The 21,605-nt window shown below is 59.7% G+C and carries 23 protein-coding genes and 1 pseudogene; 5 read left to right on the top strand and 19 right to left on the bottom strand.

From position 1 onward, the window contains the following. Positions 1-49 precede the first annotated feature (49 nt). On the bottom strand, positions 50-853 hold the full coding sequence (locus RXV86_RS16990; RefSeq protein ID WP_316301450.1) for an SDR family NAD(P)-dependent oxidoreductase: 804 nt from the start codon (positions 851-853) through the stop codon (positions 50-52). Beyond that, positions 846-2,369 (bottom strand): AMP-binding protein, encoded by a 1,524-nt coding sequence (locus RXV86_RS16985; protein ID WP_316301449.1) that lies wholly within the window; start codon positions 2,367-2,369, stop codon positions 846-848. The genes RXV86_RS16990 and RXV86_RS16985 overlap by 8 nt, the downstream gene beginning before the upstream one ends. A 115-nt stretch (positions 2,370-2,484) precedes the next feature. Here RXV86_RS16985 and RXV86_RS16980 point away from each other — a divergent pair, with 115 nt between their 5' ends. From RXV86_RS16980 to aat, 4 genes are all read left to right on the top strand, one after another. Then, a complete protein-coding gene (locus tag RXV86_RS16980) occupies positions 2,485-3,027 on the top strand; it encodes a PAS and helix-turn-helix domain-containing protein (protein ID WP_316301448.1) in 543 nt (180 codons plus the stop codon). A gap of 268 nt (positions 3,028-3,295) precedes the next feature. Beyond that, a complete protein-coding gene (accB, locus tag RXV86_RS16975) occupies positions 3,296-3,799 on the top strand; it encodes an acetyl-CoA carboxylase biotin carboxyl carrier protein (RefSeq protein WP_316301447.1) in 504 nt (167 codons plus the stop codon). Positions 3,800-3,823: 24 nt separating this feature from the next. Beyond that, the gene (accC, locus tag RXV86_RS16970) at positions 3,824-5,176 is read left to right on the top strand and encodes an acetyl-CoA carboxylase biotin carboxylase subunit (RefSeq protein ID WP_316301446.1); all 1,353 of its coding nucleotides are present in this window, start codon (positions 3,824-3,826) and stop codon (positions 5,174-5,176) included. Positions 5,177-5,180: 4 nt separating this feature from the next. Beyond that, positions 5,181-5,834, top strand: a complete 654-nt coding sequence (aat, locus tag RXV86_RS16965; RefSeq protein WP_316301445.1) for a leucyl/phenylalanyl-tRNA--protein transferase — start codon at positions 5,181-5,183, stop codon at positions 5,832-5,834. Here aat and RXV86_RS16960 read toward each other — a convergent pair. The 5 genes from RXV86_RS16960 to RXV86_RS16940 form a co-directional block, all read right to left on the bottom strand. Beyond that, complete coding sequence (locus RXV86_RS16960) at positions 5,798-6,157, bottom strand: DUF2155 domain-containing protein (RefSeq protein WP_316301444.1); 360 nt, start codon at positions 6,155-6,157, stop codon at positions 5,798-5,800. The genes aat and RXV86_RS16960 overlap by 37 nt on opposite strands. Beyond that, the gene (gene mlaD, locus RXV86_RS16955) at positions 6,154-6,615 is read right to left on the bottom strand and encodes an outer membrane lipid asymmetry maintenance protein MlaD (protein WP_316301443.1); all 462 of its coding nucleotides are present in this window, start codon (positions 6,613-6,615) and stop codon (positions 6,154-6,156) included. The genes RXV86_RS16960 and mlaD overlap by 4 nt, the downstream gene beginning before the upstream one ends. Positions 6,616-6,628: 13 nt before the next feature. Continuing rightward, complete coding sequence (locus RXV86_RS16950; protein WP_316301442.1) at positions 6,629-7,012, bottom strand: NADH:ubiquinone oxidoreductase subunit NDUFA12; 384 nt, start codon at positions 7,010-7,012, stop codon at positions 6,629-6,631. Between the two features lie 164 nt (positions 7,013-7,176). Next, entirely contained in the window at positions 7,177-8,448 is a 1,272-nt protein-coding gene (clpX, locus tag RXV86_RS16945; RefSeq protein ID WP_316301441.1) for an ATP-dependent Clp protease ATP-binding subunit ClpX, read from the bottom strand. Positions 8,449-8,601: 153 nt separating this feature from the next. Continuing rightward, entirely contained in the window at positions 8,602-9,228 is a 627-nt protein-coding gene (locus RXV86_RS16940; RefSeq protein ID WP_316301440.1) for an ATP-dependent Clp protease proteolytic subunit, read from the bottom strand. 316 nt (positions 9,229-9,544) lie between these two features. Between RXV86_RS16940 and RXV86_RS16935 the strand changes: the two are divergent. Next, positions 9,545-10,554, top strand: a pseudogene (locus RXV86_RS16935) (GlxA family transcriptional regulator). Between the two features lie 103 nt (positions 10,555-10,657). Here the strand turns inward: RXV86_RS16935 and RXV86_RS16930 are convergent. The 12 genes from RXV86_RS16930 to RXV86_RS16875 all read right to left on the bottom strand — a co-directional run bounded on the left by RXV86_RS16930 (position 10,658) and on the right by RXV86_RS16875 (position 21,597). Next, positions 10,658-11,923: an NAD(P)/FAD-dependent oxidoreductase gene (locus RXV86_RS16930; protein WP_316301439.1), complete on the bottom strand. Its 1,266-nt coding sequence runs from the start codon at positions 11,921-11,923 to the stop codon at positions 10,658-10,660. A gap of 62 nt (positions 11,924-11,985) precedes the next feature. After that, positions 11,986-12,660: a c-type cytochrome gene (locus RXV86_RS16925; protein WP_316301588.1), complete on the bottom strand. Its 675-nt coding sequence runs from the start codon at positions 12,658-12,660 to the stop codon at positions 11,986-11,988. Between the two features lie 31 nt (positions 12,661-12,691). Next, positions 12,692-13,312: a thioredoxin family protein gene (locus RXV86_RS16920; protein WP_316301438.1), complete on the bottom strand. Its 621-nt coding sequence runs from the start codon at positions 13,310-13,312 to the stop codon at positions 12,692-12,694. Between the two features lie 160 nt (positions 13,313-13,472). After that, on the bottom strand, positions 13,473-14,564 hold the full coding sequence (locus RXV86_RS16915) for a c-type cytochrome (RefSeq protein ID WP_316301436.1): 1,092 nt from the start codon (positions 14,562-14,564) through the stop codon (positions 13,473-13,475). Next, positions 14,548-15,831: a sulfite dehydrogenase gene (gene soxC, locus RXV86_RS16910; RefSeq protein WP_316301434.1), complete on the bottom strand. Its 1,284-nt coding sequence runs from the start codon at positions 15,829-15,831 to the stop codon at positions 14,548-14,550. The genes RXV86_RS16915 and soxC overlap by 17 nt, the downstream gene beginning before the upstream one ends. Positions 15,832-16,088: 257 nt before the next feature. Further along, complete coding sequence (gene soxB / locus RXV86_RS16905) at positions 16,089-17,786, bottom strand: thiosulfohydrolase SoxB (RefSeq protein ID WP_316301433.1); 1,698 nt, start codon at positions 17,784-17,786, stop codon at positions 16,089-16,091. Positions 17,787-17,898: 112 nt separating this feature from the next. After that, the gene (gene soxA / locus RXV86_RS16900) at positions 17,899-18,753 is read right to left on the bottom strand and encodes a sulfur oxidation c-type cytochrome SoxA (RefSeq protein ID WP_316301432.1); all 855 of its coding nucleotides are present in this window, start codon (positions 18,751-18,753) and stop codon (positions 17,899-17,901) included. 65 nt (positions 18,754-18,818) lie between these two features. Then, a complete protein-coding gene (soxZ, locus tag RXV86_RS16895; RefSeq protein WP_316301431.1) occupies positions 18,819-19,148 on the bottom strand; it encodes a thiosulfate oxidation carrier complex protein SoxZ in 330 nt (109 codons plus the stop codon). Positions 19,149-19,167: 19 nt separating this feature from the next. Continuing rightward, on the bottom strand, positions 19,168-19,590 hold the full coding sequence (gene soxY / locus RXV86_RS16890) for a thiosulfate oxidation carrier protein SoxY (RefSeq protein WP_316301430.1): 423 nt from the start codon (positions 19,588-19,590) through the stop codon (positions 19,168-19,170). A gap of 55 nt (positions 19,591-19,645) precedes the next feature. Beyond that, positions 19,646-20,113 (bottom strand): sulfur oxidation c-type cytochrome SoxX, encoded by a 468-nt coding sequence (soxX, locus tag RXV86_RS16885; protein WP_316301429.1) that lies wholly within the window; start codon positions 20,111-20,113, stop codon positions 19,646-19,648. Between the two features lie 140 nt (positions 20,114-20,253). Further along, positions 20,254-20,835 carry a thioredoxin family protein gene (locus RXV86_RS16880; RefSeq protein WP_316301428.1) on the bottom strand — a complete coding sequence of 194 codons (582 nt, stop codon included), beginning with the start codon at positions 20,833-20,835 and terminating at the stop codon, positions 20,254-20,256. A gap of 12 nt (positions 20,836-20,847) precedes the next feature. Then, positions 20,848-21,597 carry a cytochrome c biogenesis protein CcdA gene (locus RXV86_RS16875; protein ID WP_316301427.1) on the bottom strand — a complete coding sequence of 250 codons (750 nt, stop codon included), beginning with the start codon at positions 21,595-21,597 and terminating at the stop codon, positions 20,848-20,850. Between the last annotated feature and the right edge of the window lie 8 nt (positions 21,598-21,605).

Genomic DNA, 21,605 nt, shown 5'->3' with positions numbered 1-21,605 from the left:
GCGCGGTCGGCCCGGATCCCACCGACCCTGCCACGCGGCGGCAAACCCCTTACTGCGCGGTCCACCCCCCATCGACCGGGATCACCGTCCCGGTGATATTGTGGGCTTGCCGAGCGCACAGCCACAACGCCAGCGCGCCGATCTCGCTTGGATCGCTGGTCCGTTTGCTGGGCTGTTTCTCACTCAGCAGATCTGCAATCCCCTTGTCGCGGTCGCCGCCGAACTTCTCAGCCCGCTCAGCCACTTGTGGCGTGATGATCGCCGTCTCGGTCCACCCCGGTGCGATACAATTCACCGTCACCCCGCCCGATGATTTCGACCCCGCATCGGCATATTCCAGCGCCGCCACTTTGCTCATCCCCACCAGCCCGAATTTCGACGCCACATAGGGCAGCTTGTTCTTGCTCGCCACGATCCCGTGCACGGATGCGATATTCACCACCCGGCCAAAGCCGCGCTCGGCCATACCCGGCATGATCCCATGCATCGTGTGATAGGCGGCCGACAGGTTCACCGCGATGATACTGTCCCATATCTCGCGGTTAACATCCTCCAGCGCTGCCGTGCGCTGAATACCGGCGTTGTTGACCAGAATATCCACCGGCCCCCATGCCGTGACCGCTGCCAGCATCGTCTCGATCTGGTCCGGATCGCGCATATCGGCGTCAAAGAACTCCGCCGCTTCCGCGCCCTTTTGCAGTAACCCCGCACAGACCGCGGCGGCTTCGTCCTGCGTGGCCAGCCCATGCACCGCGATCCGCGCCCCGGCTTCGGCCATCGCCTCGGCCACGGCAAGCCCGATCCCCTGCACCGACCCGGTGATCAGCGCGCATTTCCCTTTCAAATCAGTCATTTTCCATCTCCTCCAACGCCTTGCGCAGCTCGGTTTTCAGCACCTTGCCATAGTTGTTCTTGGGCAGATCGGTCAGCGTGTAATAGCTCTTGGGCCGCTTGAACCGGGCGATATTGTCCAGGCAATGCTGCCCCAATGCACCCTCATCCAGGTCCGCCCCTTCTGCCAGCACCACAAAGGCCACGACGTCCTCGCCCCACTCGGGATGCGGCCGCCCGACAACCGAAGCTTCGGCCACGCTGGGATGTTCCAGCAAGATCTCCTCCACCTCGCGCGGATAGATATTCGTTCCGCCCGAAATGATCATGTCCTTGGACCGGTCCCGCATGGTCACATAGCCATCCGCATCCATGCTGCCCACATCCCCGGTCCACAGCCACCCGTCCACGACGGTCTTTTCGGTGGCGGCGTCATTGCGCCAATAGCCGGGCATCACAGCGTCGCCGCGCACCATGATCTCTCCGGGTTCGTCCGGCCCCACCGGCTGGCCCTTGTCATCGCCAATCATCACCTCGACCACTGACTGCGCCCGACCGACCGAGCCGAGCCGCTCGCGCCAGCGGGGATGTTCGCGATCACTCACCTCGGCGCGGCTCAGCGCCGAAATCGCCATCGGACATTCCCCCTGCCCGTAAATCTGCACAAAGATCGGGCCAAAATGATCCACCGCCTCGACAATATCGGCCACGTACATCGGCCCGCCGCCAAAGACGATGGTGCGCAGTCCCTCGCCGCTTTCACCGGTCGCCTTGGCCACGTCCACCATACGCTTCACCATGGTGGGTGCCGCAAACATGTGCACCCGCCCGAAATGCCGCGCCAGATCAAAGATTTCCGCTTCGTCGAACCCGCCCGAAGGCGGGCAGACATGCCGCGCCCCCGTCAGCACATGCATGAAACTGTAAATCCCCGCCCCGTGGCTCATCGGCGCGGCATAAAGCGCCGCATCCTCTCCGGTCACCTGGTCCACATCGACAAAATAGCTGAGCGCCATCGCGCGCAGCATCCCGTGGGTGATCTTCACCCCCTTGGGCCGCCCCGTCGTGCCGCTGGTATAGAACAGCCAGGCCAAATCATGCGCATCGCGCGCGACCGGTTTGTCCAATGGCTCTGCTTCAAAAACGGCGAAAAATTCTGGCGAGGACTGACAAATCACCTCTTCAACTCCGGCCTCGCGCAAGGCCTCACTTAGCCCCGGCGAAGCAAAACTCAAACCGGCCTCGGCATTCTCGATGATCCAAGCCGCCTCGCGTCCATGCAGCTTGGCATTGATCGGCACCGCTACGGCGCCGGCCAGCCAGATACCATATTCCACGATCAGGTAGTCCGGAACGTTCTTCATGAAGATCGCCACCCGGTCGCCCGGCGCGACACCCCGTGCCTGCAGCCACCCGGCCACCTGCATCGCCCGGCGATAGAACCCGAAATAATCCGCCACCATTTCGGTACCCGAGAAAAGCGCCGGGCGCTGCCCCTGCACCTGTGCGATCCGTTCCAGCCAAAGCGCGATATTCATGGGCTCTCTCCCCTCATTGCCCGCTCATCCAACCACTAGACGCCCACGTCAGCAATTACGCAAAAATACGCTCCCCCCCTTGGCAGCGTCCAACAAAGAGCAGAAACTAACCCCTATGAGCCTCTCGGAAACCGTCTTCGATCACGCCCCTATCGGTCTGGCACTGCTGGAAAACCGCGTTATCCGACGCTGCAACCTGCAATTCGCAGCAATTTTTCAAGGCACCCCTGACGACTTCACCAACACCGGAATCGCCGCGCTCTACCCTTCGCAGGACGATTACGAGAAAATCGGCGCGCGCGGGTTGGCGGCAATGCAGGAAACCGGCTGCTATTCAGACGAACGCATCATGCGTCGCGGCGATGGCACGCTGTTCTGGTGCCGGGTGCGCGGCCAATCGATCACCCCGGACGAACCCTTTGCCCTTGGCACCTGGTCGTTTGCAGACCTTTCCGAAGAACGCCCGGTCGTGGCTCTGACCCCGCGTGAACGCGACGTGGCCATGTTCACCGCCCGTGGCCTCACCTCCAAGGAAATCGGCCGCGAACTGGACCTCTCCTACCGCACGATCGAAGTTTACCGCGCCCGCCTTCTGGAAAAGTTCGGCGCCCGCAAACTGCCTGAACTGGTGGCCAAGCTGACCGGCATGCCACTTTAAAGTGCCGCAAGCCGTTTCGAAACGGCTTGGCCCAAGCGGCTTCGAAGCCGCTTCACAAGCGAATTCGAATTCGCTTAAGCAAGGCCTTTCGAAAGGCCTTTTCCTTGCCGTGAAACCTGTGATCCGCTTTTCCCCTCGCAATCCGCGCAATTCGCCCCCACATTCCCGTCACATGAACGCGCTTTTCAGCACCCTCGCCTTGCCCTATATAGGCGAGAAAAGAACATGACGCCCCGTAACCCTGGGGCCCGATCGGTCGAGGACAAGCATGAACAAAAAGACCAACACCACCGAAGCAGACGTGGCATTCATCCAGGCCCTGGCAGAGCTGTTGAATGAAAACGATCTGACCGAGCTTTCGGTGAAACGTGAATACGGCAACAATGACAGCCTGAAAGTCCACGTCTCGCGCCGGACCGAGGTTGTGACCCAAATTGCCGCCCCGGCAGCCGCCCCCATGGCCGCACCAGCCGCAGCGCCCGCCGTTGCCGCCGCCCCGGCCGAGGCCCCGATAGCCGCCGACGACCCCGCGTCGCATCCCGGTGCCGTCACCTCGCCGATGGTTGGCACTGTCTACCTTCAGGCCGAACCGGGCTCGCCGTCGTTTGTCAGTGTTGGCGCCCAGGTCTCCGAAGGCGACACGCTGCTGATCGTCGAGGCTATGAAGACGATGAACCACATCCCGGCCCCCAAATCCGGCACCGTCAAACGCATCCTCGTGGACGATGGCGACGCCGTGGAATTTGGTTCGCCGCTTGTCATCATCGAATAAAGACTGCTCTCTAAGGCGCTTAAAATGATCGAAAAAATCCTTGTCGGCAACCGTGGTGAAATCGCGCTCCGGGTGATCCGTGCCGCCCGCGAAATGGGCATCCAATCGGTGGCCGTGCACTCGACTGCCGACGCCGACGCCATGCATGTGCGCATGGCGGACGAGAGCGTCTGTATCGGCCCTGCACCGGGCACGCAGTCCTATCTCTCGATCCCTGCGATCATCGCAGCATGTGAAATTACCGGCGCCCAGGCGATCCACCCGGGCTATGGTTTCCTGTCGGAAAACGCCAACTTCGTCCAGATTGTCGAAGATCACGGCCTCACCTTCATCGGCCCGACCGCCGAACACATCCGGGTGATGGGCGACAAGATCACCGCCAAGGACACGATGAAATCGCTGGGCGTACCGGTTGTGCCCGGCTCGGATGGCGGCGTGCCTGACGTCGAAGCTGCGCTGAAAATCGGCGAAGAGTTCGGCTACCCGGTGATCATCAAGGCCACCGCCGGTGGCGGCGGCAAGGGCATGAAGGTTGCCAACAATGCCGATGAGATGAAATCGGCCTTCCAGACCGCCCGCGCCGAAGGCAAGTCCAACTTCGGCAATGACGAAGTTTATATCGAGAAATACCTGCAAAAACCGCGCCATATCGAGATCCAGGTCTTTGGCGACGGCAAGGGCAAGGCCGTCCACCTGGGCGAACGTGACTGCTCGCTGCAACGACGCCACCAGAAAGTGTTCGAAGAGGCCCCCGGCCCCGCCATCAGCCCCGAAGAACGCGCCCGGATCGGCCAAACCTGCGCAGAGGCCGTCGCCCGCATCAATTATATCGGCGCTGGCACAATCGAATTCCTCTACGAGGATGGAGAGTTCTATTTCATCGAAATGAACACCCGCCTTCAAGTGGAACACCCTGTGACCGAAGCGATTTTCGGCGTCGATCTGGTGCGCGAACAGATCCGCGTTGCCGAAGGCCTGCCGATGTCCTTTTCCCAGGACGACCTCGAAATCAATGGCCACGCCATCGAGGTCCGGATCAACGCCGAACGTCTGCCGAACTTTGCCCCTTGCCCGGGTAAAATCACCCAATACCACGCACCCGGCGGGCTTGGCGTGCGGATGGACAGCGCGCTCTATGACGGCTACTCGATCCCGCCTTATTACGATTCACTGATCGGCAAGCTGATCGTGCATGGCCGTGATCGTCCCGAAGCCCTGGCCCGCCTGCACCGTGCATTGGGTGAGTTGATCGTTGATGGCATCGACACCACGATCCCGCTGTTTGACGCGCTGCTGGCCGAGCCCGACATCCAGTCCGGTGACTACTCGATCCACTGGCTGGAACGCTGGCTAGACGCCAACATGGCCGAAAGCTGAGCCAGTGAGCCAACAGGAAGAGCTCGACCTAACGCCCGAGCTCTTACTTCATGCCTATGCCAGCGGCATCTTCCCGATGGCCGAATCCCATGACGACCCAGAGCTGTTCTGGGTCGATCCCCGCCAGCGCGGCATCTTCCCGCTCGAGGGGTTTCACCTCTCCCGCTCACTGATCAAGCGGATGAAGAAAGGCGGCTATGCCCCTGTCATAAATCACGATTTTTCCGGAATCGTCACGGCCTGCGCCGACCGCGACGAGACCTGGATCAACCCCACGCTCTTCGACCTCTACGCCCAACTCCATGCCATGGGCTATGCCCATTCCTTCGAAATTCGCGGGGAAAACACCCTCTGGGGTGCGGTCTTCGGCATCACCCTGGGCGGCGCGTTTTTTGGCGAATCCATGGTCTCCCTGCAAACCGACGGCTCGAAACTGGCACTGGCCCATCTCTGCGATCATTTGAAACGCGCCGGGTTTAGCCTTTTTGATACCCAGTTCATTACCCCGCATCTGGCCAGCCTCGGCGCCATTGAAATCCCCCGTGCCGACTATCAGCGCCGATTGCACGAGGCCCTCACCCGAACCGGGAAATTCGTTCAAACACCCGTGGATTCAGATGTTTACTCTGTGATACAGCGCAGCACCCAGACGTCGTAACGTCGATGCTCCATGGCGCTGATCGCAGGGGACGAGGCGATCATCCAGCCGGTAAAGACCGGGTCGTCGCTGGCATCCTCGCCAATCGCCAGAAAGGCATAAGCCTCGCCCGACGGATTGCCCTCCGGATAGCGGCATTCGCCCAACGCGATCATGATCCGGCCCATCCGCTCGACGCCGCCGTTCATCACCGTGATGTCCTGAACCACGCCGGTAACTTTGTCGAGCCCGCGCAGCTTGGCGCCTTTGCCGACACTCACCTCTTCGGCCTGCGCCGCCAATGGTAGCAGCAACCCGAAGACAAGACCGAAAGACCGGATCATTCAGACCCCTCGTCATCCCCCCCGCCGCTGACAAATTTCAGCAGCAGATTGATCAGCGAAACCGAGCCCTGCGTATCCAGGATCTCGTCGCCGGGCGCATAATAAAACGGTGATCCGCCCGGGAAGATTTCGACGAAATTGCCCCCCAGCAGCCCCTCGGAGGACACCACAATTGCGCTGTCATCGGGAATTTCGATGCCCTGAATGACGGAAAACGTCGTGTCGGCGCGATAGGTCTCGGTGTTCAGCGCCATATCGGTCACCGTGCCAACCTTGACGCCTGCCAACCGCACATCGGTGCCCACGCTCACACCCTCGATCGAGCGAAACGACGCTTTGAGCGGATAGCCGCCGCTGCCGGTGCCCAGCCCGGTGGCCTGACCCGCATAGACCACGAATCCAATCGCCGCGGCCAGAACCGCGCCGCCTATCAATACTTCGCCGGTATTTTCCGCCATCGTGTTGCGCGCCCTATTCCGGCGACCACGCCTCGTAGTCGCGGCGTTCCTTCGGCTCAGCCGCGCGCAGCGATCCCGCCGGCGCATAAGCCAGCGCGCTGCCGGTCAGATTGGCCTCATGCGGTTTTTCCCACGGCTTGTGCGCCAGCTTCTCGTCGCCGGGCATCTCGTCATAGGTGTGGTGCAGCCAGCCATGCCAATCGGCGCTTACCCGGCTGGCCTCGGCTTCGCCATTGTAGATAACCCAACGGCGCTTGCCGTCGCGCGAGCGGTAGAAGGTGTTGCCCTGGTCGTCCTCGCCCACCTTGACGCCCTTGCGCCAGGTATAGAACTGGGTGTTCAGGGTGCTGCCATGCCACCAGGTCACAGCCCGCAGAATCGATTTCAGAATGCCCATCAGTGCCTCCGCATCTCGGTTATCTTCTAATGACCCATCCCGCGCCAAAGGTCTAGACCCAACGCCCTATGATCCGGTGAAGATCGGCCATCCCCCGCCCCGCGAAACGAAAAAAGGCGGCCCGCAAAGGCCGCCCCTTTCAATCTCATTGCCCATAGGCCGGATCAGCCTGCGCTGGCGCCTTCCTTGGCCGACTCGGCATAGATGATCAGCGGCTTGGCCTCAGAGTGGTTCACCGCCTCTTCGTTGACCACGACTTCCTCGACATTCTCCATGCCCGGCAGTTCGAACATCGTATCCAGCAGAACTTCCTCGAGGATCGAACGCAGGCCCCGCGCCCCGGTCTTACGCTCAATCGCCCGCTTGGCAATGGCGCTCAGCGCATCATCGGTAAAGCTCAGTTGCGCATCTTCCAGCTCGAAGAGCCGCTGGTACTGTTTCACCAGCGCGTTCTTGGGCTGGGTCAGGATGGTGACAAGCGCGTCCTCGTCCAGATCTTCCAGCGTTGCGATCACCGGCAAACGGCCGACAAATTCCGGGATCAGCCCGAATTTCAGCAGATCCTCCGGCTCCAGATCCTGGAACACTTCGCCGACACCGCGATCGTCGTTGTCGCGTACATCCGCACCAAAGCCCATGGCGCTGCCCTTGCCGCGCGCCGAAATGATCTTGTCGAGACCGGCAAACGCCCCGCCACAGATGAACAGGATGTTGGTGGTGTCGACCTGCAGGAACTCTTGCTGCGGATGCTTGCGCCCGCCCTGCGGCGGTACAGAGGCCACGGTGCCTTCCATCAGCTTCAGCAAGGCCTGCTGCACACCCTCGCCCGACACGTCGCGGGTGATCGAGGGGTTCTCGGACTTGCGGGTGATCTTGTCGACCTCATCGATATAGACGATGCCGCGCTGCGCCCGGTCGACGTTGTATTCGCTCGACTGCAGCAGCTTGAGGATGATGTTTTCAACGTCCTCGCCCACGTAACCGGCCTCGGTCAGTGTGGTGGCATCGGCCATGGTAAAGGGAACATCGAGAATCCGCGCCAGCGTCTGCGCCAGCAGGGTCTTGCCGCACCCGGTCGGGCCAATCAGCAGGATGTTCGATTTCGCCAACTCGATGTCGGACGATTTCTGCGAATGATTCAGCCGTTTGTAGTGGTTGTGCACCGCCACCGACAGAACCCGCTTGGCCATCGCTTGGCCGATCACGTAATCATCCAGAACCTCACAGATTTCCTGCGGCGTCGGCACGCCTTCGCTGGATTTCAGCCCGGCATTCTTGGTCTCTTCGCGGATGATGTCCATGCACAGTTCGACGCATTCATCACAGATGAACACGGTGGGCCCCGCGATCAGCTTGCGCACCTCGTGCTGGCTTTTGCCGCAGAAGCTGCAGTAGAGCGTGTTCTTGCTGTCGCTACCGCCGGAATTCGTTGACATGGTCGTCCTTTCAGGCCCGTCTTGCATTTCCACGGCGCAATTCGACCGTGTCCCCATCGCTGTGGCCAAGCTTAGGCCAAGCCCCCAGCACTCACAATGTCAAAAACGCACCCGATCATGATCCTGCGTCAATTGACCGGGGGCGTCCCTGTCTTACTCGTCGTCGCCCTTGGCGCGGCTTTCCACGATCTCGTCGATCAGGCCCCATTTCTTGGCCTCTTCCGGATCCATGAAATTGTCGCGTTCCAGCGCTGCTTCCACATCCTTCAGCTTGCGCCCGGTGTGCTTGACGTAGATCTCGTTCAGCCGTTTTTTCAGCTTCAGCGTCTCTTCGGCGTGGATCATGATGTCGGTCGCCTGACCCTGATAACCGCCCGAAGGCTGGTGCACCATGATGCGCGAATTTGGCAGTGAATAACGCATCCCGGCTTCACCGGCCGTCAGCAACAGCGAACCCATGCTCGCGGCCTGGCCAATCACAAGGGTCGAAACCTTGGGCTTGATGTATTGCATCGTGTCATAGATCGACAGACCACTGGTGACCACGCCACCGGGGCTGTTGATATACATGCTGATTTCTTTGCTCGGATTCTCCGCTTCAAGGTGCAACAGCTGCGCCACGATCAGGCTGCTCATCCCGTCATGAACCGGTCCGCTGAGGAAAATGATCCGCTCCTTGAGCAGGCGCGAGAAAATGTCATAGGCCCTCTCGCCGCGACTGGTCTGTTCGACCACCATGGGCACGAGGGTATTCATGTAGATGTCCAACGGATCTTTCATTTCGGTCCTGCCTGTTCTCTTACTGCATTCGGTTCTAGCGTTCAGGTGCTAATGGAGTCTTAGTCTTGCGTCTCGGGGGCTGCAAGAGCACGCACTCAATTCAATGCTGCCAAAGGCGCGGCCGCCGTCGAGGGCTGCGGCCCTGTCCGACGCAATCGGGCGGCCACATGTCGCAAATCCGCGCGTTGATGCCGCAATGCGTCTCGAAATTCACGGCAGCAAAGCCCATACAGATTACTAACGTCGCTATACCCCGCGATTGCGACATCGGCGGACAGGCGACGATGTTCACATCACGCCACGATGGGTGACGCACATGGAACCACGAAACTTCGTTGAAAAAGGCGGCGCCGCCCATCTGCATGTTCCCTACGACGGGCCACCGCAAGAGTTCCACTTTCTGCTGTTGTCAAAGGCCACGATGCTGGCTGTGGCCGCGGCGATCGAACCGCTCCGCATCGCCAACCAACTGGCGGGCAAGGAACTCTACCGCTGGTTCACCATGTCTGAAGACGGCGCCCCGATCACCTGTTCCAACGGGTTGCGCATCACCCCCGACAGACCGCTGACCCCGTTGCCGTCGGGCGCGATCGGCTTTGTCTGCTCCGGGGTTGAACCGGAAACCGCGACAACCCCGGTCGTTCTGGCCTGGCTGCGCCGTGAAGCCCGGTTCGGCCGCACCCTTGGCGGGGTCTGCACCGGCGCCTTCGCCCTGGCTGCGGCCGGACTGCTTCAGAACCATGCTTTCACCCTTCACTGGGAAAACCAGCCAAGCTTTCGCGAGCTGTTCCCGAAACTCCAGCCCTCGGCAAGCCTGTTTGAAATCGACCGTCGCATCCTGACCTGCGGCGGCGGCAATTCCGCCATCGACATGATGCTGGCGCGGATCGAAAAGACCCATGGTCCCGAGCTGGCGATCATGGTCGCCGACATGTGCATCCACGTGCGTTCGGGGGGGGGGCCTCGGCGCCGCAGCAGACGTCGCATTCGCTGGCCATCGGCACCCGCAACCCGCATCTCATGGCGGCGCTTGAACTCATGGAAGCCCAGATCGAGGAACCGCTGTCGATGCCGGAAATCTGCGACCGGCTCAACGTCTCGCGCCGACAGCTCGAACGCCTTTTCAAACGCTACCTGAACAAGTCCCCGATGACCTGTTATCTCGACATCCGGCTGATGCGCGCCTTTGCGCTGCTGCGCGAAACCAACATGACCGTCTTGCAAATCGCCGCCGCCAGCGGGTTTACCAGCCCCAGCCACCTTGCCCGGCGCTTCCGTGCCAGGTACGGACACTCGCCGCATCGATTTCGCCACTTCTGGGCCTGACACCGCAAAAGGGCGCGATCGAAAAACCGCACCCCTTCTTCCTCTTGCCGGAAATATCCCGGGGAGCGCGAGGGGCTGGCCCCTCGCACCCCGCCCGTGAAAATCAGCCGAACATGTCGCTGGTGATCCCCGCGTACCAGCCGACCGACTCTTCGTAGGTCGTCTTGCGCAAAGCGTCATCTTCACCCAGCTGGCTGATGAAACCGTCCACCTTGGCGATCTTCTCGTCGGTGGCCTTATAGGTCGCGCCCACCTTGATCCCGTCATCGGTATCAAGCAACGACCAGCAGGTGTTGGAGAACTTGGCCGGGAACACTTTCGATCCGGTCAGCGCCCCACGCACAGCCATCGCCGCAACCTTGGCCTGGCTGTTGGCCGAGAAGCCCGATTTCGGCATGTCACCCTGGCTGCTGGCGTCGCCAAGAACGTGGATGTTCTCGTCGATGCGGCTCTGCATGGTGTGCCCGATCACCGGCGCCCAGTTGCCGTCATTCACGCCGGCCATCTCGCAAATCCTGCCGGCTTTCATCGCCGGGATGACGTTGCAGGCATCGGCTTTGATCGCTTCGCCGTCAACATCAACCGTCATGGCGTCGGCATCCACGGTGACGTTGCCGCCGCCAAAGTCCGGACCCAGCCACTCGATCATGCCGCCATAGTGACGTTCCCAGCCATCCTGGAACAGCGCCATTTTCGAGAATTTCGGCTTCGGATCGGCAATGATGATTTTTGCCGTCGGGTTGTTGTTCTTGAGATAATGCGCCACCATCGAAATCCGCTCATACGGCCCGGGCGGGCAGCGGAACGGGTTCGGCGGAGCCACCATGACATAGGTGCCACCCTGCGGCATGCTTTCGATCTGTGCTTTCAGCAGCTCAGACTGCGACCCTGCCTTGTAGGCGTGCGGCATCTTGTTCTGCTTGGTTACATCCCAGCCCGGAACAGCACCGTCGACAAAGTCGATACCGGGCGACAGAACCAGACGGTCGTAGGGCAGAACGCCACCACCGGCCAGGGTCACGGTCTTGGCATCACGATCGACGCCCACGGCCCAGTCATGCACCACGTTCACGCCCTGCTTGGCCAGACCGCCATAGGTGTGCCCGATCGAGCTCAACTCACGGAAACCACCGATATAAAGGTTGGAGAAGAAGCAGGTGTAATACATCCGCGTGGGTTCAACCAGTGTGACGTCTATCTCACCCTTGCTGTCCTTGGCGATATAACGCGCGGCCGTGGCCCCGCCTGCACCGCCACCAACAACCACAACCCTGGGCCGACCATGGCTGCCCGCTTTCACGTGCGGGGCCGACATTGCTGCCGCGGCCGCTGCACCTGTACCGATAAAGGCGCGTCTATTGAGTTTCATCTATGTTCCTCCCGTATTTTAGAACGTGTGTTGAATAGAAAGTTTCCTCGCGCTCAACCGGATCACTCCAGTTTCCCAAAATATGCAGCCAAGGCCGCAATCTCTTCATCCGACAACCGCCCGGACATCATCTGCATCACCGGGTGGGGGCGGATTTTTCTCTTGTAAGCGTGCATCGCGATCACGAAATCCTCTTCCGGCCAGGATACGATCCCCGGGATACCGTCGTAATCCCCATCGCGCTGATGGCAACTGGTGCATTCATTGGCCAGGTACTCGCCGTAATCCGGGTCGCCGACAATCGCCAGGACATCCGTCGACAGTTCGACCTCGGGCTTGCGCGCTGTGGGCGAAGCTTCGGGGATGTTCTGCGGATCGTCCGAGAACTGGCGCATATAGGCCAGCACGTCGTTGATCTCTTCCTGGGTCTCCAGCCCGTCAAACGCCATCCGCGTGTCACTGACCAGGGCCTTGGGATTGCTCAGGTACGCCTCGAGCTTGTCGACCTCCCAGGTCATGCCCAGCTTGCCCTCACGGATCAACCCTTTGGAGTATTTGTAGCCTTCAATGCTGCCCGCGCGGCGGCCAAAAAGTCCGTTGAGATGTGGGCCAATGCCGTTTTCCGCGTCCCGGCCAACCTCATGACAGCCGATGCAATAGTCAAACACCTCTTCGCCTGCTTCCACGTTGCCCAAATGCGCATCGCTCTGCTGGGCCAGCGCCGGCGCTGCGATCATTGACGCAATCACCGTTGCAACGCGTAGTCCCTTACCAAACATCCGGCTCTATTCCCTGTTCTTCTAGTTTTTTGAATTTGTCCTGGAGAAAGCGCTGGAACCCTTGGTTCTCGTAATCCTTCGCCACCACGTATTCGAGCGAACTCAGATAGTGGAACGGGCGCAGATAGCCGGGCATCCGGAACACCTCAGCCTCTTTCACCGATGCCGCGCCGGCCTTGTCGCCGTGAAACGCCATCGTCGTGGGGGTAAACTGGACCCCCCACTTGTCGGCCAGGCGGCGCTCTTCCAACGTCTCGCCGTCGAAATCCATCACCTCGCGCGATCCGAACATATCAAGCTGGATCACATCGAAATGCTGTTGGATAAACTCGACGATCTGTTTCTTCTGGAAATTGACGTAATGCAGCTCGCGACAATAGGGGCAGCCGTTCTGCTCCCAGATCACCAACAGGTTGCGCCCCTGATCCGCAGCCGTTTGCAGATCGTCGCCCATTTCAAGAAAACTGTCTAGGAACCACGGTTGCTTGTGCAACCCATCATCGCCCAGCTCAACATGGACACCACCCTCGGTGGCATCGCCTGCTGCGTATATGGGTCCAGCTACGGCCACAGCAGCAGCCGACGCCAGAACTTCGCGTCTGGTTAACATGTGGCAACTCCTCCCTGTTACCGCCACCACTATGACACGACCTAGCGTCAATTCCAAAATAAAATCTGATAAGAGAATATTTGCATGTTATATGCAGAATTTCGCACATAAAAAGGGGCCGTCGCAGCAGCCCCTTTCCATGCAACAGCGATGTCGGAAATTATTCCGGGAACGATTTCAGATACTCGATCACAGCCGCCGCATCCTCGTCTTTCTTGAGACCGGCAAACGACATTTTTGTCTTTTTAATGAAGGCCTTGGGATTCTTCAGGAATTCGGCCATGTTGGCCTCGTCCCAGATCATGCCCTCTTCGCCCATCGCCTTGATCGTCTTCGAGTATTTGAAGCCGTCCACGCTGGCAAAGCCACGTCCCATGACACCATTCAGCACCGGACCGGTCTTATTCTTGGCCTTTTCGCCGACCTGGTGGCAAGCTTTGCACTTCTTGAACACCTTCTCACCGGCCTTCACCAGCGCCGGATCAAGCGCAGTTTGCGCCGATTCCGTCGCCGCGCCGGTCCCACTGGCCGACGCCAGAAGCGTCTCGGCCTCGCCCTCTTTCAGGGTGGTGGCCTCGGCTTCGCGGGCCTCGCGGGCCGCGGCATCTTCCGGGGTCACGTCCAGAACAGCGGCGCGCATGGTGATTTTCACCGGCTCGGGCTTGCAATTGCTCATGCACGGCTCGCCCCAGAAATGCGCCTCGGACGTGTCGCGATCATCTACGATGAACCCGTCCGCATTGGGCATTTCCACATCCAGAAAATTCTCGTTCGACAGGACGAAATCCTCGTCCACCATGTCGTTCGAATAGAGGATGTAGGCGACCATCGCATAGGTTTCATCCGCCCTCAGCGTCTGCGCCTGACCAAAGGGCATCGACCGGTTCACATAGTCGAACGCCGTCGACAGGTACGGCCAGTAAGAGCCAACCGTTTTCAGTGGGTCCTTGTGATCCAGCGTGTCCGCGCCCCCGGCCAGCTTGGGCCAGTTGTCCACGCCCTCGGCGAAATCGCCGTGGCAGATGGCGCATTGCTCGGCAAAGATCTCTTCACCATCCAGAACCGAGCCCGATCCATGCGGCAAACCGGTACCATCGGGCGACACGTCCAGATCCCAGGCCGCCACCTCCTCGGGCAGAGCCACACGACCCAGGCCCAGCTTCTCGGCCTTGGGCTTGGGGGCTGCCATTGCCGGTGCTGCGACAACGGCGGCCAGGGCCGAAACGGTTACAAACTTAAGAAACTTCGACATTTTCAGCCTCTCCGTTGGCGTTCACATACCAGGTCTGGATGCAGTTGTTGTGATAGATCGAGTTCTCGCCGCGCACCTCGCGCAGCGCCGCCTTGGTCGGCTGCACATAGCCGGTCTCGTCCAAGGCGCGGCTCTGCAGGAACATCTCTTCGCCGGTCCACTCGGTATCGAGGTAGAAACGGGTCAACGCCTTGTCCTGCCCCTCTGCGGCCAGACGCGCGGTCTCCCAGGTCATGCCCCCATCTTTCGAGATGTCGACGCGGGTGATCTTGCCCCGGCCCGACCAGGCCAGACCGGTGATGACCAGCGGGCCATGCCCGTGCTTGATCGGTGCCTGCGGGCTCGGGCTGGTGACAACCGACTTGGCGTCCATCACCCAGGTCCACTTCCGGCTGGTGCCATCTTCCAGCGTGTCGGTGTATTTCGAGGTCTCCTCTCGACTCTGAACCGGCTGGTCCATGACCTCCATGCGGCGGATCCACTTAACCCACAAGTTGCCTTCCCAACCCGGCACAACCAGGCGCGCAGGATAACCATGTTCCTTGCGCAGCGCTTCGCCATTGGCCTTGAAGGCGATCATGCAATCGTCCAGCGCCTTTTCCATCGGGATCGAGCGACCGTTCGAGCTGGCATCCGCACCTTCCACGTACAGCCACTTGTCCTTCAGATCACCCGCCTTACCCAGACCCGCCTCTTCCAGCAGGCTGCGCAGCGAAATGCCCGAGTATTCCATGTTGTGGATCATGCCGTGGGTGAACTGCGCGCCATTGAGCTGCGCCCCCGCCCATTCCATGCCCGTGTTGGCGGCGCATTCCAAGAAGTAGGTCTGGTTCACGCGCGGGAAACGTTCCAGGTCGTCATAGGTGAACACCATCTCGGTATCGACCAGCCCGTTGATCATCAGACGGTAGTCCGCTTTCTTGAGCTCGATTGCGCCCGAGTGGTGACGCTCAAATGCGCAACCCGCCGGGGTGATCGTTCCATCCAGCGCGTGGATCGGCGTGAAGTTGATCGAGCTCACCGTGCCGGCGGTCAGCCATTCAACATTGCGGCGCACCACATCGTCTTCGAAATTGATCGGCAGGCCATAGGGTGCGTGGTCAACACCATCGCCGCCATAGGACGCCCAGTCCTGAACTTCGGTGATCAACGGATCGGCCCCAGCGGCCTTTACAGCCCCTGCCCCGGCAAGCGCACCGCCTGCGGCCATGGCCCCCGTCAAAAAAGACCGGCGCGACGGCTTCGCACCTTTGAAACTCGTGGTCATCGATTCTGCCTCCTGTTACGCAAAAACAAATTCCCTTTATGGAATTTGTGCGTAAAAGGAAATACATATTCACATATTCTAATTACTTTATTTCAATGACCTAACGTCACCCATCCGCGCCGTACAACTATCTGGAGTTATTGTAAAAGAAATATGACTTTCGTGTACAACTTAATGTCCTCGCCACGAAAAAAGGCCCCCGCCGATGGCAGGGGCCGCTCATTTCTTCTGACGGGGATTACCCCGCCATTCGCCTGTTATCCGCCAACAACCTTCACGCTGTTGTTCGGATTCAGCTTCACGGTGCCTTCCTTCTTGATGTGGTTCTCGATCACATCCCAGATCTGCGGCCCCTCGGTGCCTTCGTTGACCGACGCCCAGCCCGCCACCACATAGGTCTTGGCCGGGTCAATCGTCTCGCCGGTCTTGAGCAGCGTCATCTCGGTGATCCGCTCGCCCTGTGGTTTGTTGATGTCGATGCGATAGCCCAGGCCACCAACCCGCACCATGTCGCCGCCCTGCTGGTAATAGGGGTCAGGATTGAACAGGTTGTCGGCCACGTCTTCCAGGATCACGTGAATGAACTCGCCTGTCATCTCGGACCGATAGGCCTTGCCATAGGTCATCGAGCAAACATTCCAGATGTCTTCGCGGGTGATCTCCTGCCCCGGCAGGATGCTCGGGCCCCAGCGCACGCCGGGCGACATGGCGATATCCGCTTCGCGCTCGGAAATCAGCGCATCACAGATCAGGTCATCCCAGGTGCCGTTGAAGTTGCCACGACGATACAGAAGGTCGTCGGTGGTGCCGATTACCTCTTCCAGTTCTGCCTTGAACGGCGCGCGCTCATCATCGATCAGCTTGGTGATCACCGGATCGGGCGCGATCACGTCGGCAAAGATCGGAATCAGCTTGTGACGGATGCCCATCATCTTGCCGTCGCGCACATCCAGATCGACCCGGCTGACAAACTTGCTGTTCGACCCGGAGGCAATCAGGAAGGTCTCGCCCACCTGCACCGGTTCGGGCAGCGCATCATGGGTGTGCCCGGTCAGGATCACGTCGATCCCCTTGACCCGGCCGGCCATCTTCTTGTCGACGTCGAACCCGTTATGCGACAGGCAGACCACAAGTTCGGCCCCCTCGGCCCGCACCTCGTCCACCATCTCCTGCATGTGCTGATCTCGGATTCCGAACGAATATTCCGGGAACATCCAGCGCGGGTTGGCAATCGGCATATACGGGAAGGCCTGCCCGATCACCGCTATCTTGACCCCGCCGCGTTCGAAGAACTTGTAGGGCTTGAACAGCTCGGCCGGCTCGTCCCATTCCGCATCAAAAATATTCTGCCCCAGCGCCGCGAACGGCAGGTTCTCGACCAGCTCGTTGACCCGCTCGCTGCCCAGCGTGAACTCCCAGTGGAACGTCATCGCGTCGGGTTTCAGCGCGTTCATCACATTGACCACGTCCTGGCCTTCGGTCTGATAGCAGGTGTACGAACCATGCCAGGTGTCACCACCATCCAGCAACAAAGCGTCAGGCCGGTCGGCGCGGATCGAATTGATCACGGTCGACACACGGTCCATACCACCGACCCGGCCATAAGCCTGTGCCAGCGAGGAAAAATCGTTATAGCTCAAGGCATAAGCCGATGCCGAGCCATCCTCGATTCCGTACATCTTGCGGAAATCCGCGCCGGTGACATGCGGAACATGGCCCCGCGCCTCGCCCACGCCCAGATTGATCTCGGGTTCACGGAAATAGATCGGTTTAAGCTGCGCGTGAATGTCGGTGATATGCATCAGCGTCACGTTGCCGAAGGTATCAAACTCCAGAAGCTGATCCTGGGTCAGCGCCTGCTGCGCCGCCAAACGGGCCCAGTTGCCATAGCCCGAGGCCCCCACCATGGCCGAAGCCGCCATGGAAACCTGAAGGAAGTCACGACGTGAAATCATGGATGAGAGCCTTTCCGTGTATTACGATTCCGCGCCATTCATATGCGCGGATTTGAATTTGTGGGAAAAGAGAAAGGCCCGCCCCTTTCCCAAGGGCGGGCCTTCGCCTTATTTAGTTGCGGACCGAAGGACCTTCGACCGACAGACCGTTGCCGCGGCTGGTAACGTACAGCTCCAGCGCGTGGAACTCATCCGAGTTCGGGCTGAATGTTTCCGCACGGGTGTCGCGAATACACCCTTTGAAACGCGCCTGCGCCGAGGTCAGCTTGGCATTCTTCAGACGGTAAACCGGGAAACCATTGATCTGGCCCTGGCTCAGGTGGTCCGAGCGAATGTGGTTGCCATAGTTTTCTTCGTGGCACGAGGCACAGCTCAGTTCCAGCTGACCGAACCGGGTATAGTACATTTCCTTACCCTTGGCCCAGATATCCGCGACCGGGCCGTCAATGGCCACGTTCACAGGCATACCACGCGAATGGCTGCTGATCATCGCTTCCATACGGTTGATCTTGGTCTTGGCGTATTTCAGCGGCTCGGCGCCCATACGTTCCGTCCGGCAATGGTTGATCTGGGTTTGCAGCGTGTGCAGCTTGCCCGTCTCTTCATTCCATTTCGGATAGACCGCGCGCACGCCCTTCATGCTTTCGGCCGGGTCATCGTGACAGCTGGCGCAGGATTTGCCTTCGCTGCCTTCAACCTTGACCCAGTCGTCCATCGCCTGGTCAACATAGATCATGCCCGGGTTGTCGAAATCATCGGCCTGGAGCGCCTGGGTCTCATCCGAGCGGAAGTGCCAGCCCGAAATCGCCTCGTCCAGCGCCCCATCGAGGTGCGCGGCGGCCTTGGTCTTGGTGACCATTTCCATATCGCCGTTCACCACCAGCTTGTCATCGTCGGCATCCGCAATCGCGAAAGTCGGCAAAGCCACGGCGACCGCAGCGACAAGAGACATCGTCTTGAATTTCATACGGTTTCCTCCCTTATTTTTTTGTGCGCCCTACCCTTCTTGCGAGGCAGGGCGCATATCCGTGCTTAGCCGACCTTGACCGACTTGGTGGTCTCGTAGACCGAGCCGTCATCGTCATACCAGGTGAACTTGAAATCACCGGCTTCCGGCACAACGGCCTTGAATTCGAAATACGGGTTGGTCGAGATCGACGGCTCCATCGCCACATCGATCACGCTCTTGCCGTTATATTCGCAGGTAAAGCGGTTGATGATCGAACGCGGGATGGGGCTGCCATCCTTTTTCTTGCGCTGACCCGATTCCATCTTGTGGCTGATCAGGGTTTTCAGCGTCACGGTTTCGCCTGCTGCCGCCGATTTGGGGGCTTTCACGCGGGGTTTTACACCTTCTGCCATGTGTCTGGTCTCCTATGCCTTAGCCGCCGCAGCCGCCGATGGTGACCTTTACGGTCCGGGATGCTTTCTTGAAACTGCCATCCGCCATCTTGGCGATGGCCGCAACTTCCTGAGTGCCGGCCAGACGAATCCGGGTCGACGCCGAGGATGCGCCCGACAACTCGCCGAAATTGAAGGTGGCAACATTCGGGTTCGGGTTGCCTGTGGCAACGATGATGATCGCCGCCGCGCCTTCGGCCGCCACGGCCACCGGCACGGTGTTGCCGTTCTCGGCAATCTCCGGCGCAGTCAGTTCGACCCCGCCATCCGCAACGTCTGCACCGCCGGTGAAGGCGTTGATCACTTCGTCTGCCGATGCCGCGGCGCTGACGCGCAGTGGCAGAGCGGTCAGAGCAACAGCACCGGCGCCAAGCGCCAGAGTATCGCGTCGTGAGAAGCTCATTCTCTCTCTCCTTGAGTTCTGTTTGTCTTGTTCTTCACGTCAGCCACGACCAGGATCACTCTTTCAGAGTGCTCAGGAATGCGACCAGGTCTTCGATTTGCTGGGCTTCAAGAAGCGGGCCAAACGAGTCGTCAGCCGCTTTGCCAGTGTACCGGTTGCCCGGACGGATAAAGCCATCGACCTTGTAGTAAGCTGGCATAACCGTGCCCTCGAAGGTCATTTTCGAGTTCACCAGAATACCGCGCAACTCGGCTTCGTTCCAGCGGTCAGCCACGCCATCCAGCGCCGGACCGACATTACCCGCGAACGGATAGTCAACCGAACTGATCAGGTGGCAGGCAATGCAATTGCCTTTTTTCTTGGATGAATAAACGCCCTCTCCGGCCTTCGCATCACCGGCAACGCCGGTCAGCGACGCCTCAACAGCGCTTCCGTTGAACATAACATCCTTCGGGGCAACTTCCCCGGCCATTGCTGTTCCAGCGGTCAGTGCAGCCGCCAGTGTCAGTGTCGTAAACCTCATGTTTCCTCCCTATGCTACCCGGTTATTTCAAGGTTAGCTCCAACAGTTCTAGTGCAGATGGTTACAAAAACGCAACAACAAATTCGTAAAGATGAATTATATTATGTCTGCGCAAACATGTATCCGCGCAACATAATTACTCATTCACCCTTCGCTGCTTGTCGTTCTTTTAACATACGCGCATGATATCGTTGGAAATCCTCTCCGTCATCAAAATCGTAACGTTTCTCATTTACCCAGACGAACATGTTATAGGTCGTGTGGAAGCCAAATGCGCCCGGCATCACCGAAACGGCCGCCACGTTGGCCTGCTGACCCTCGGGCACCTCCTCGGGCATGAACATCAGAGTCGGGGTAAAGAGAATCCCCCACTTGCGCATCAGATCGGCTTGCTCGGCTTCTTCACCATCGAAATCCACCGCCGTGTCGTTGCCGTGCAGGTTCATCTGCACCACGAAGTAATTGTCCTCGATGTATTTCGACAGCTCCGGGTTGGGATAGACCTCGGCATGCATCTTGTCGCAGTAGATGCAGCCACGCTGCTCGATAAACAGCACCAGCCGCTTGCCTTCGGCATTGGCCTCATCCAGGTCTTCGCGCAAGTCCTTGAACGTGTCACGCATCCAAGGGGTCTTGTGCAGGCCATCATCCCCCTTCTCTGCTGCTCCCAGGCTCAACGAGCCCGCAAAAACCAGCACCAAAGCCATCCATATCCGTTTCATGAATTTCTCCCTTTACCCGATCTTGGTGAAGCTCGGGAATACCTCGATCATCCAGTTCGAAATGACGTTGACTGTATCGGTCGCGATCAGAATCGCAAACACGATCAGCATCACGCCCATCGCCTTCTCGACATAGGCCATCTTGGCCCGGTGTTTCTGCAACGCCGCCAGGAACGGGCGTGCGAAGAACGCCGCGATCACGAAAGGCGCGGTCATGCCCAGCCCGAACATCGCCAGAAGAAGCGCGCCCTGGCTGATATCGCCCATGCCTGACGCAATCATCAGGATCGACGCCAGAACCGGCCCGACACAGGCGGTCCAGCCAAAACCAAAGGCCAGCCCCATCAGATAGGCCCCGGCGATGGTCGTCGGGTCGGCCTTCGTTTCCATCCGCGCCTCGCGCATCAAAAAACCGATGCGGATCACCCCCAGGAAATGCAATCCAAAGACAAAGATCACCGCCGCCGCCACATACGCCAGCGTATCTTTCCATTGAATGAACGCCTGACCCAGCGCCGTGGCCCCCATCCCCATCAGCATGAAGATCGTCGTAACCCCCAGTGCGAACATGATCGCGGAAATGACCAGCCGGCGTGCCGCGCCGGGGGCAATCTCGGCCTCGCCATCCGGACCTCCCCGCAGTTCGGCCATGCTGATCCCCGCCATATAACTCAGGTAGAACGGCACCATCGGCAGAATGCAGGGCGTGAAAAACGCCGCCAGCCCTGCGAAAAGCGCACCAAAATAGGTGATATCAAGCATCGCGCCGC

Source organism: Aliisedimentitalea sp. MJ-SS2, assembly GCF_032586155.1.
Taxonomy (GTDB): Bacteria; Pseudomonadota; Alphaproteobacteria; order Rhodobacterales; family Rhodobacteraceae; genus JAWHTC01.
The sequence above is the reverse complement of the archived record's forward strand: the minus strand, read 5'-3'. Positions and strand labels throughout refer to the sequence as shown.

Bases quoted from the DNA above. Each gene is read 5' to 3' on its own strand.
- RXV86_RS16985 (WP_316301449.1), bottom strand. From the start codon at position 2,369: ATGAATATCGCGCTTTGGCTGGAACGGATCGCACAGGTGCAGGGGCAG.
- mlaD (WP_316301443.1), bottom strand. From the start codon at position 6,615: ATGGCGGAAAATACCGGCGAAGTATTGATAGGCGGCGCGGTTCTGGCC.
- RXV86_RS16920 (WP_316301438.1), bottom strand. From the start codon at position 13,312: ATGTTAACCAGACGCGAAGTTCTGGCGTCGGCTGCTGCTGTGGCCGTA.
- soxX (WP_316301429.1), bottom strand. From the start codon at position 20,113: ATGAGGTTTACGACACTGACACTGGCGGCTGCACTGACCGCTGGAACA.
- RXV86_RS16990 (WP_316301450.1), bottom strand. From the start codon at position 853: ATGACTGATTTGAAAGGGAAATGCGCGCTGATCACCGGGTCGGTGCAG.
- soxB (WP_316301433.1), bottom strand. From the start codon at position 17,786: ATGATTTCACGTCGTGACTTCCTTCAGGTTTCCATGGCGGCTTCGGCC.
- soxZ (WP_316301431.1), bottom strand. From the start codon at position 19,148: ATGGCAGAAGGTGTAAAACCCCGCGTGAAAGCCCCCAAATCGGCGGCA.
- soxY (WP_316301430.1), bottom strand. From the start codon at position 19,590: ATGAGCTTCTCACGACGCGATACTCTGGCGCTTGGCGCCGGTGCTGTT.
- RXV86_RS16880 (WP_316301428.1), bottom strand. From the start codon at position 20,835: ATGAAACGGATATGGATGGCTTTGGTGCTGGTTTTTGCGGGCTCGTTG.
- RXV86_RS16930 (WP_316301439.1), bottom strand. From the start codon at position 11,923: ATGAAACTCAATAGACGCGCCTTTATCGGTACAGGTGCAGCGGCCGCG.
- RXV86_RS16915 (WP_316301436.1), bottom strand. From the start codon at position 14,564: ATGTCGAAGTTTCTTAAGTTTGTAACCGTTTCGGCCCTGGCCGCCGTT.
- RXV86_RS16950 (WP_316301442.1), bottom strand. From the start codon at position 7,012: ATGGGCATTCTGAAATCGATTCTGCGGGCTGTGACCTGGTGGCATGGC.
- accC (WP_316301446.1), top strand. From the start codon at position 3,824: ATGATCGAAAAAATCCTTGTCGGCAACCGTGGTGAAATCGCGCTCCGG.
- soxA (WP_316301432.1), bottom strand. From the start codon at position 18,753: ATGAAATTCAAGACGATGTCTCTTGTCGCTGCGGTCGCCGTGGCTTTG.
- soxC (WP_316301434.1), bottom strand. From the start codon at position 15,831: ATGACCACGAGTTTCAAAGGTGCGAAGCCGTCGCGCCGGTCTTTTTTG.
- clpX (WP_316301441.1), bottom strand. From the start codon at position 8,448: ATGTCAACGAATTCCGGCGGTAGCGACAGCAAGAACACGCTCTACTGC.
- RXV86_RS16875 (WP_316301427.1), bottom strand. From the start codon at position 21,597: ATGCTTGATATCACCTATTTTGGTGCGCTTTTCGCAGGGCTGGCGGCG.
- accB (WP_316301447.1), top strand. From the start codon at position 3,296: ATGAACAAAAAGACCAACACCACCGAAGCAGACGTGGCATTCATCCAG.
- RXV86_RS16980 (WP_316301448.1), top strand. From the start codon at position 2,485: ATGAGCCTCTCGGAAACCGTCTTCGATCACGCCCCTATCGGTCTGGCA.
- RXV86_RS16960 (WP_316301444.1), bottom strand. From the start codon at position 6,157: ATGATCCGGTCTTTCGGTCTTGTCTTCGGGTTGCTGCTACCATTGGCG.
- RXV86_RS16925 (WP_316301588.1), bottom strand. From the start codon at position 12,660: ATGATCGCAGCGCCGGCGCTGGCCCAGCAGAGCGATGCGCATTTGGGC.
- RXV86_RS16940 (WP_316301440.1), bottom strand. From the start codon at position 9,228: ATGAAAGATCCGTTGGACATCTACATGAATACCCTCGTGCCCATGGTG.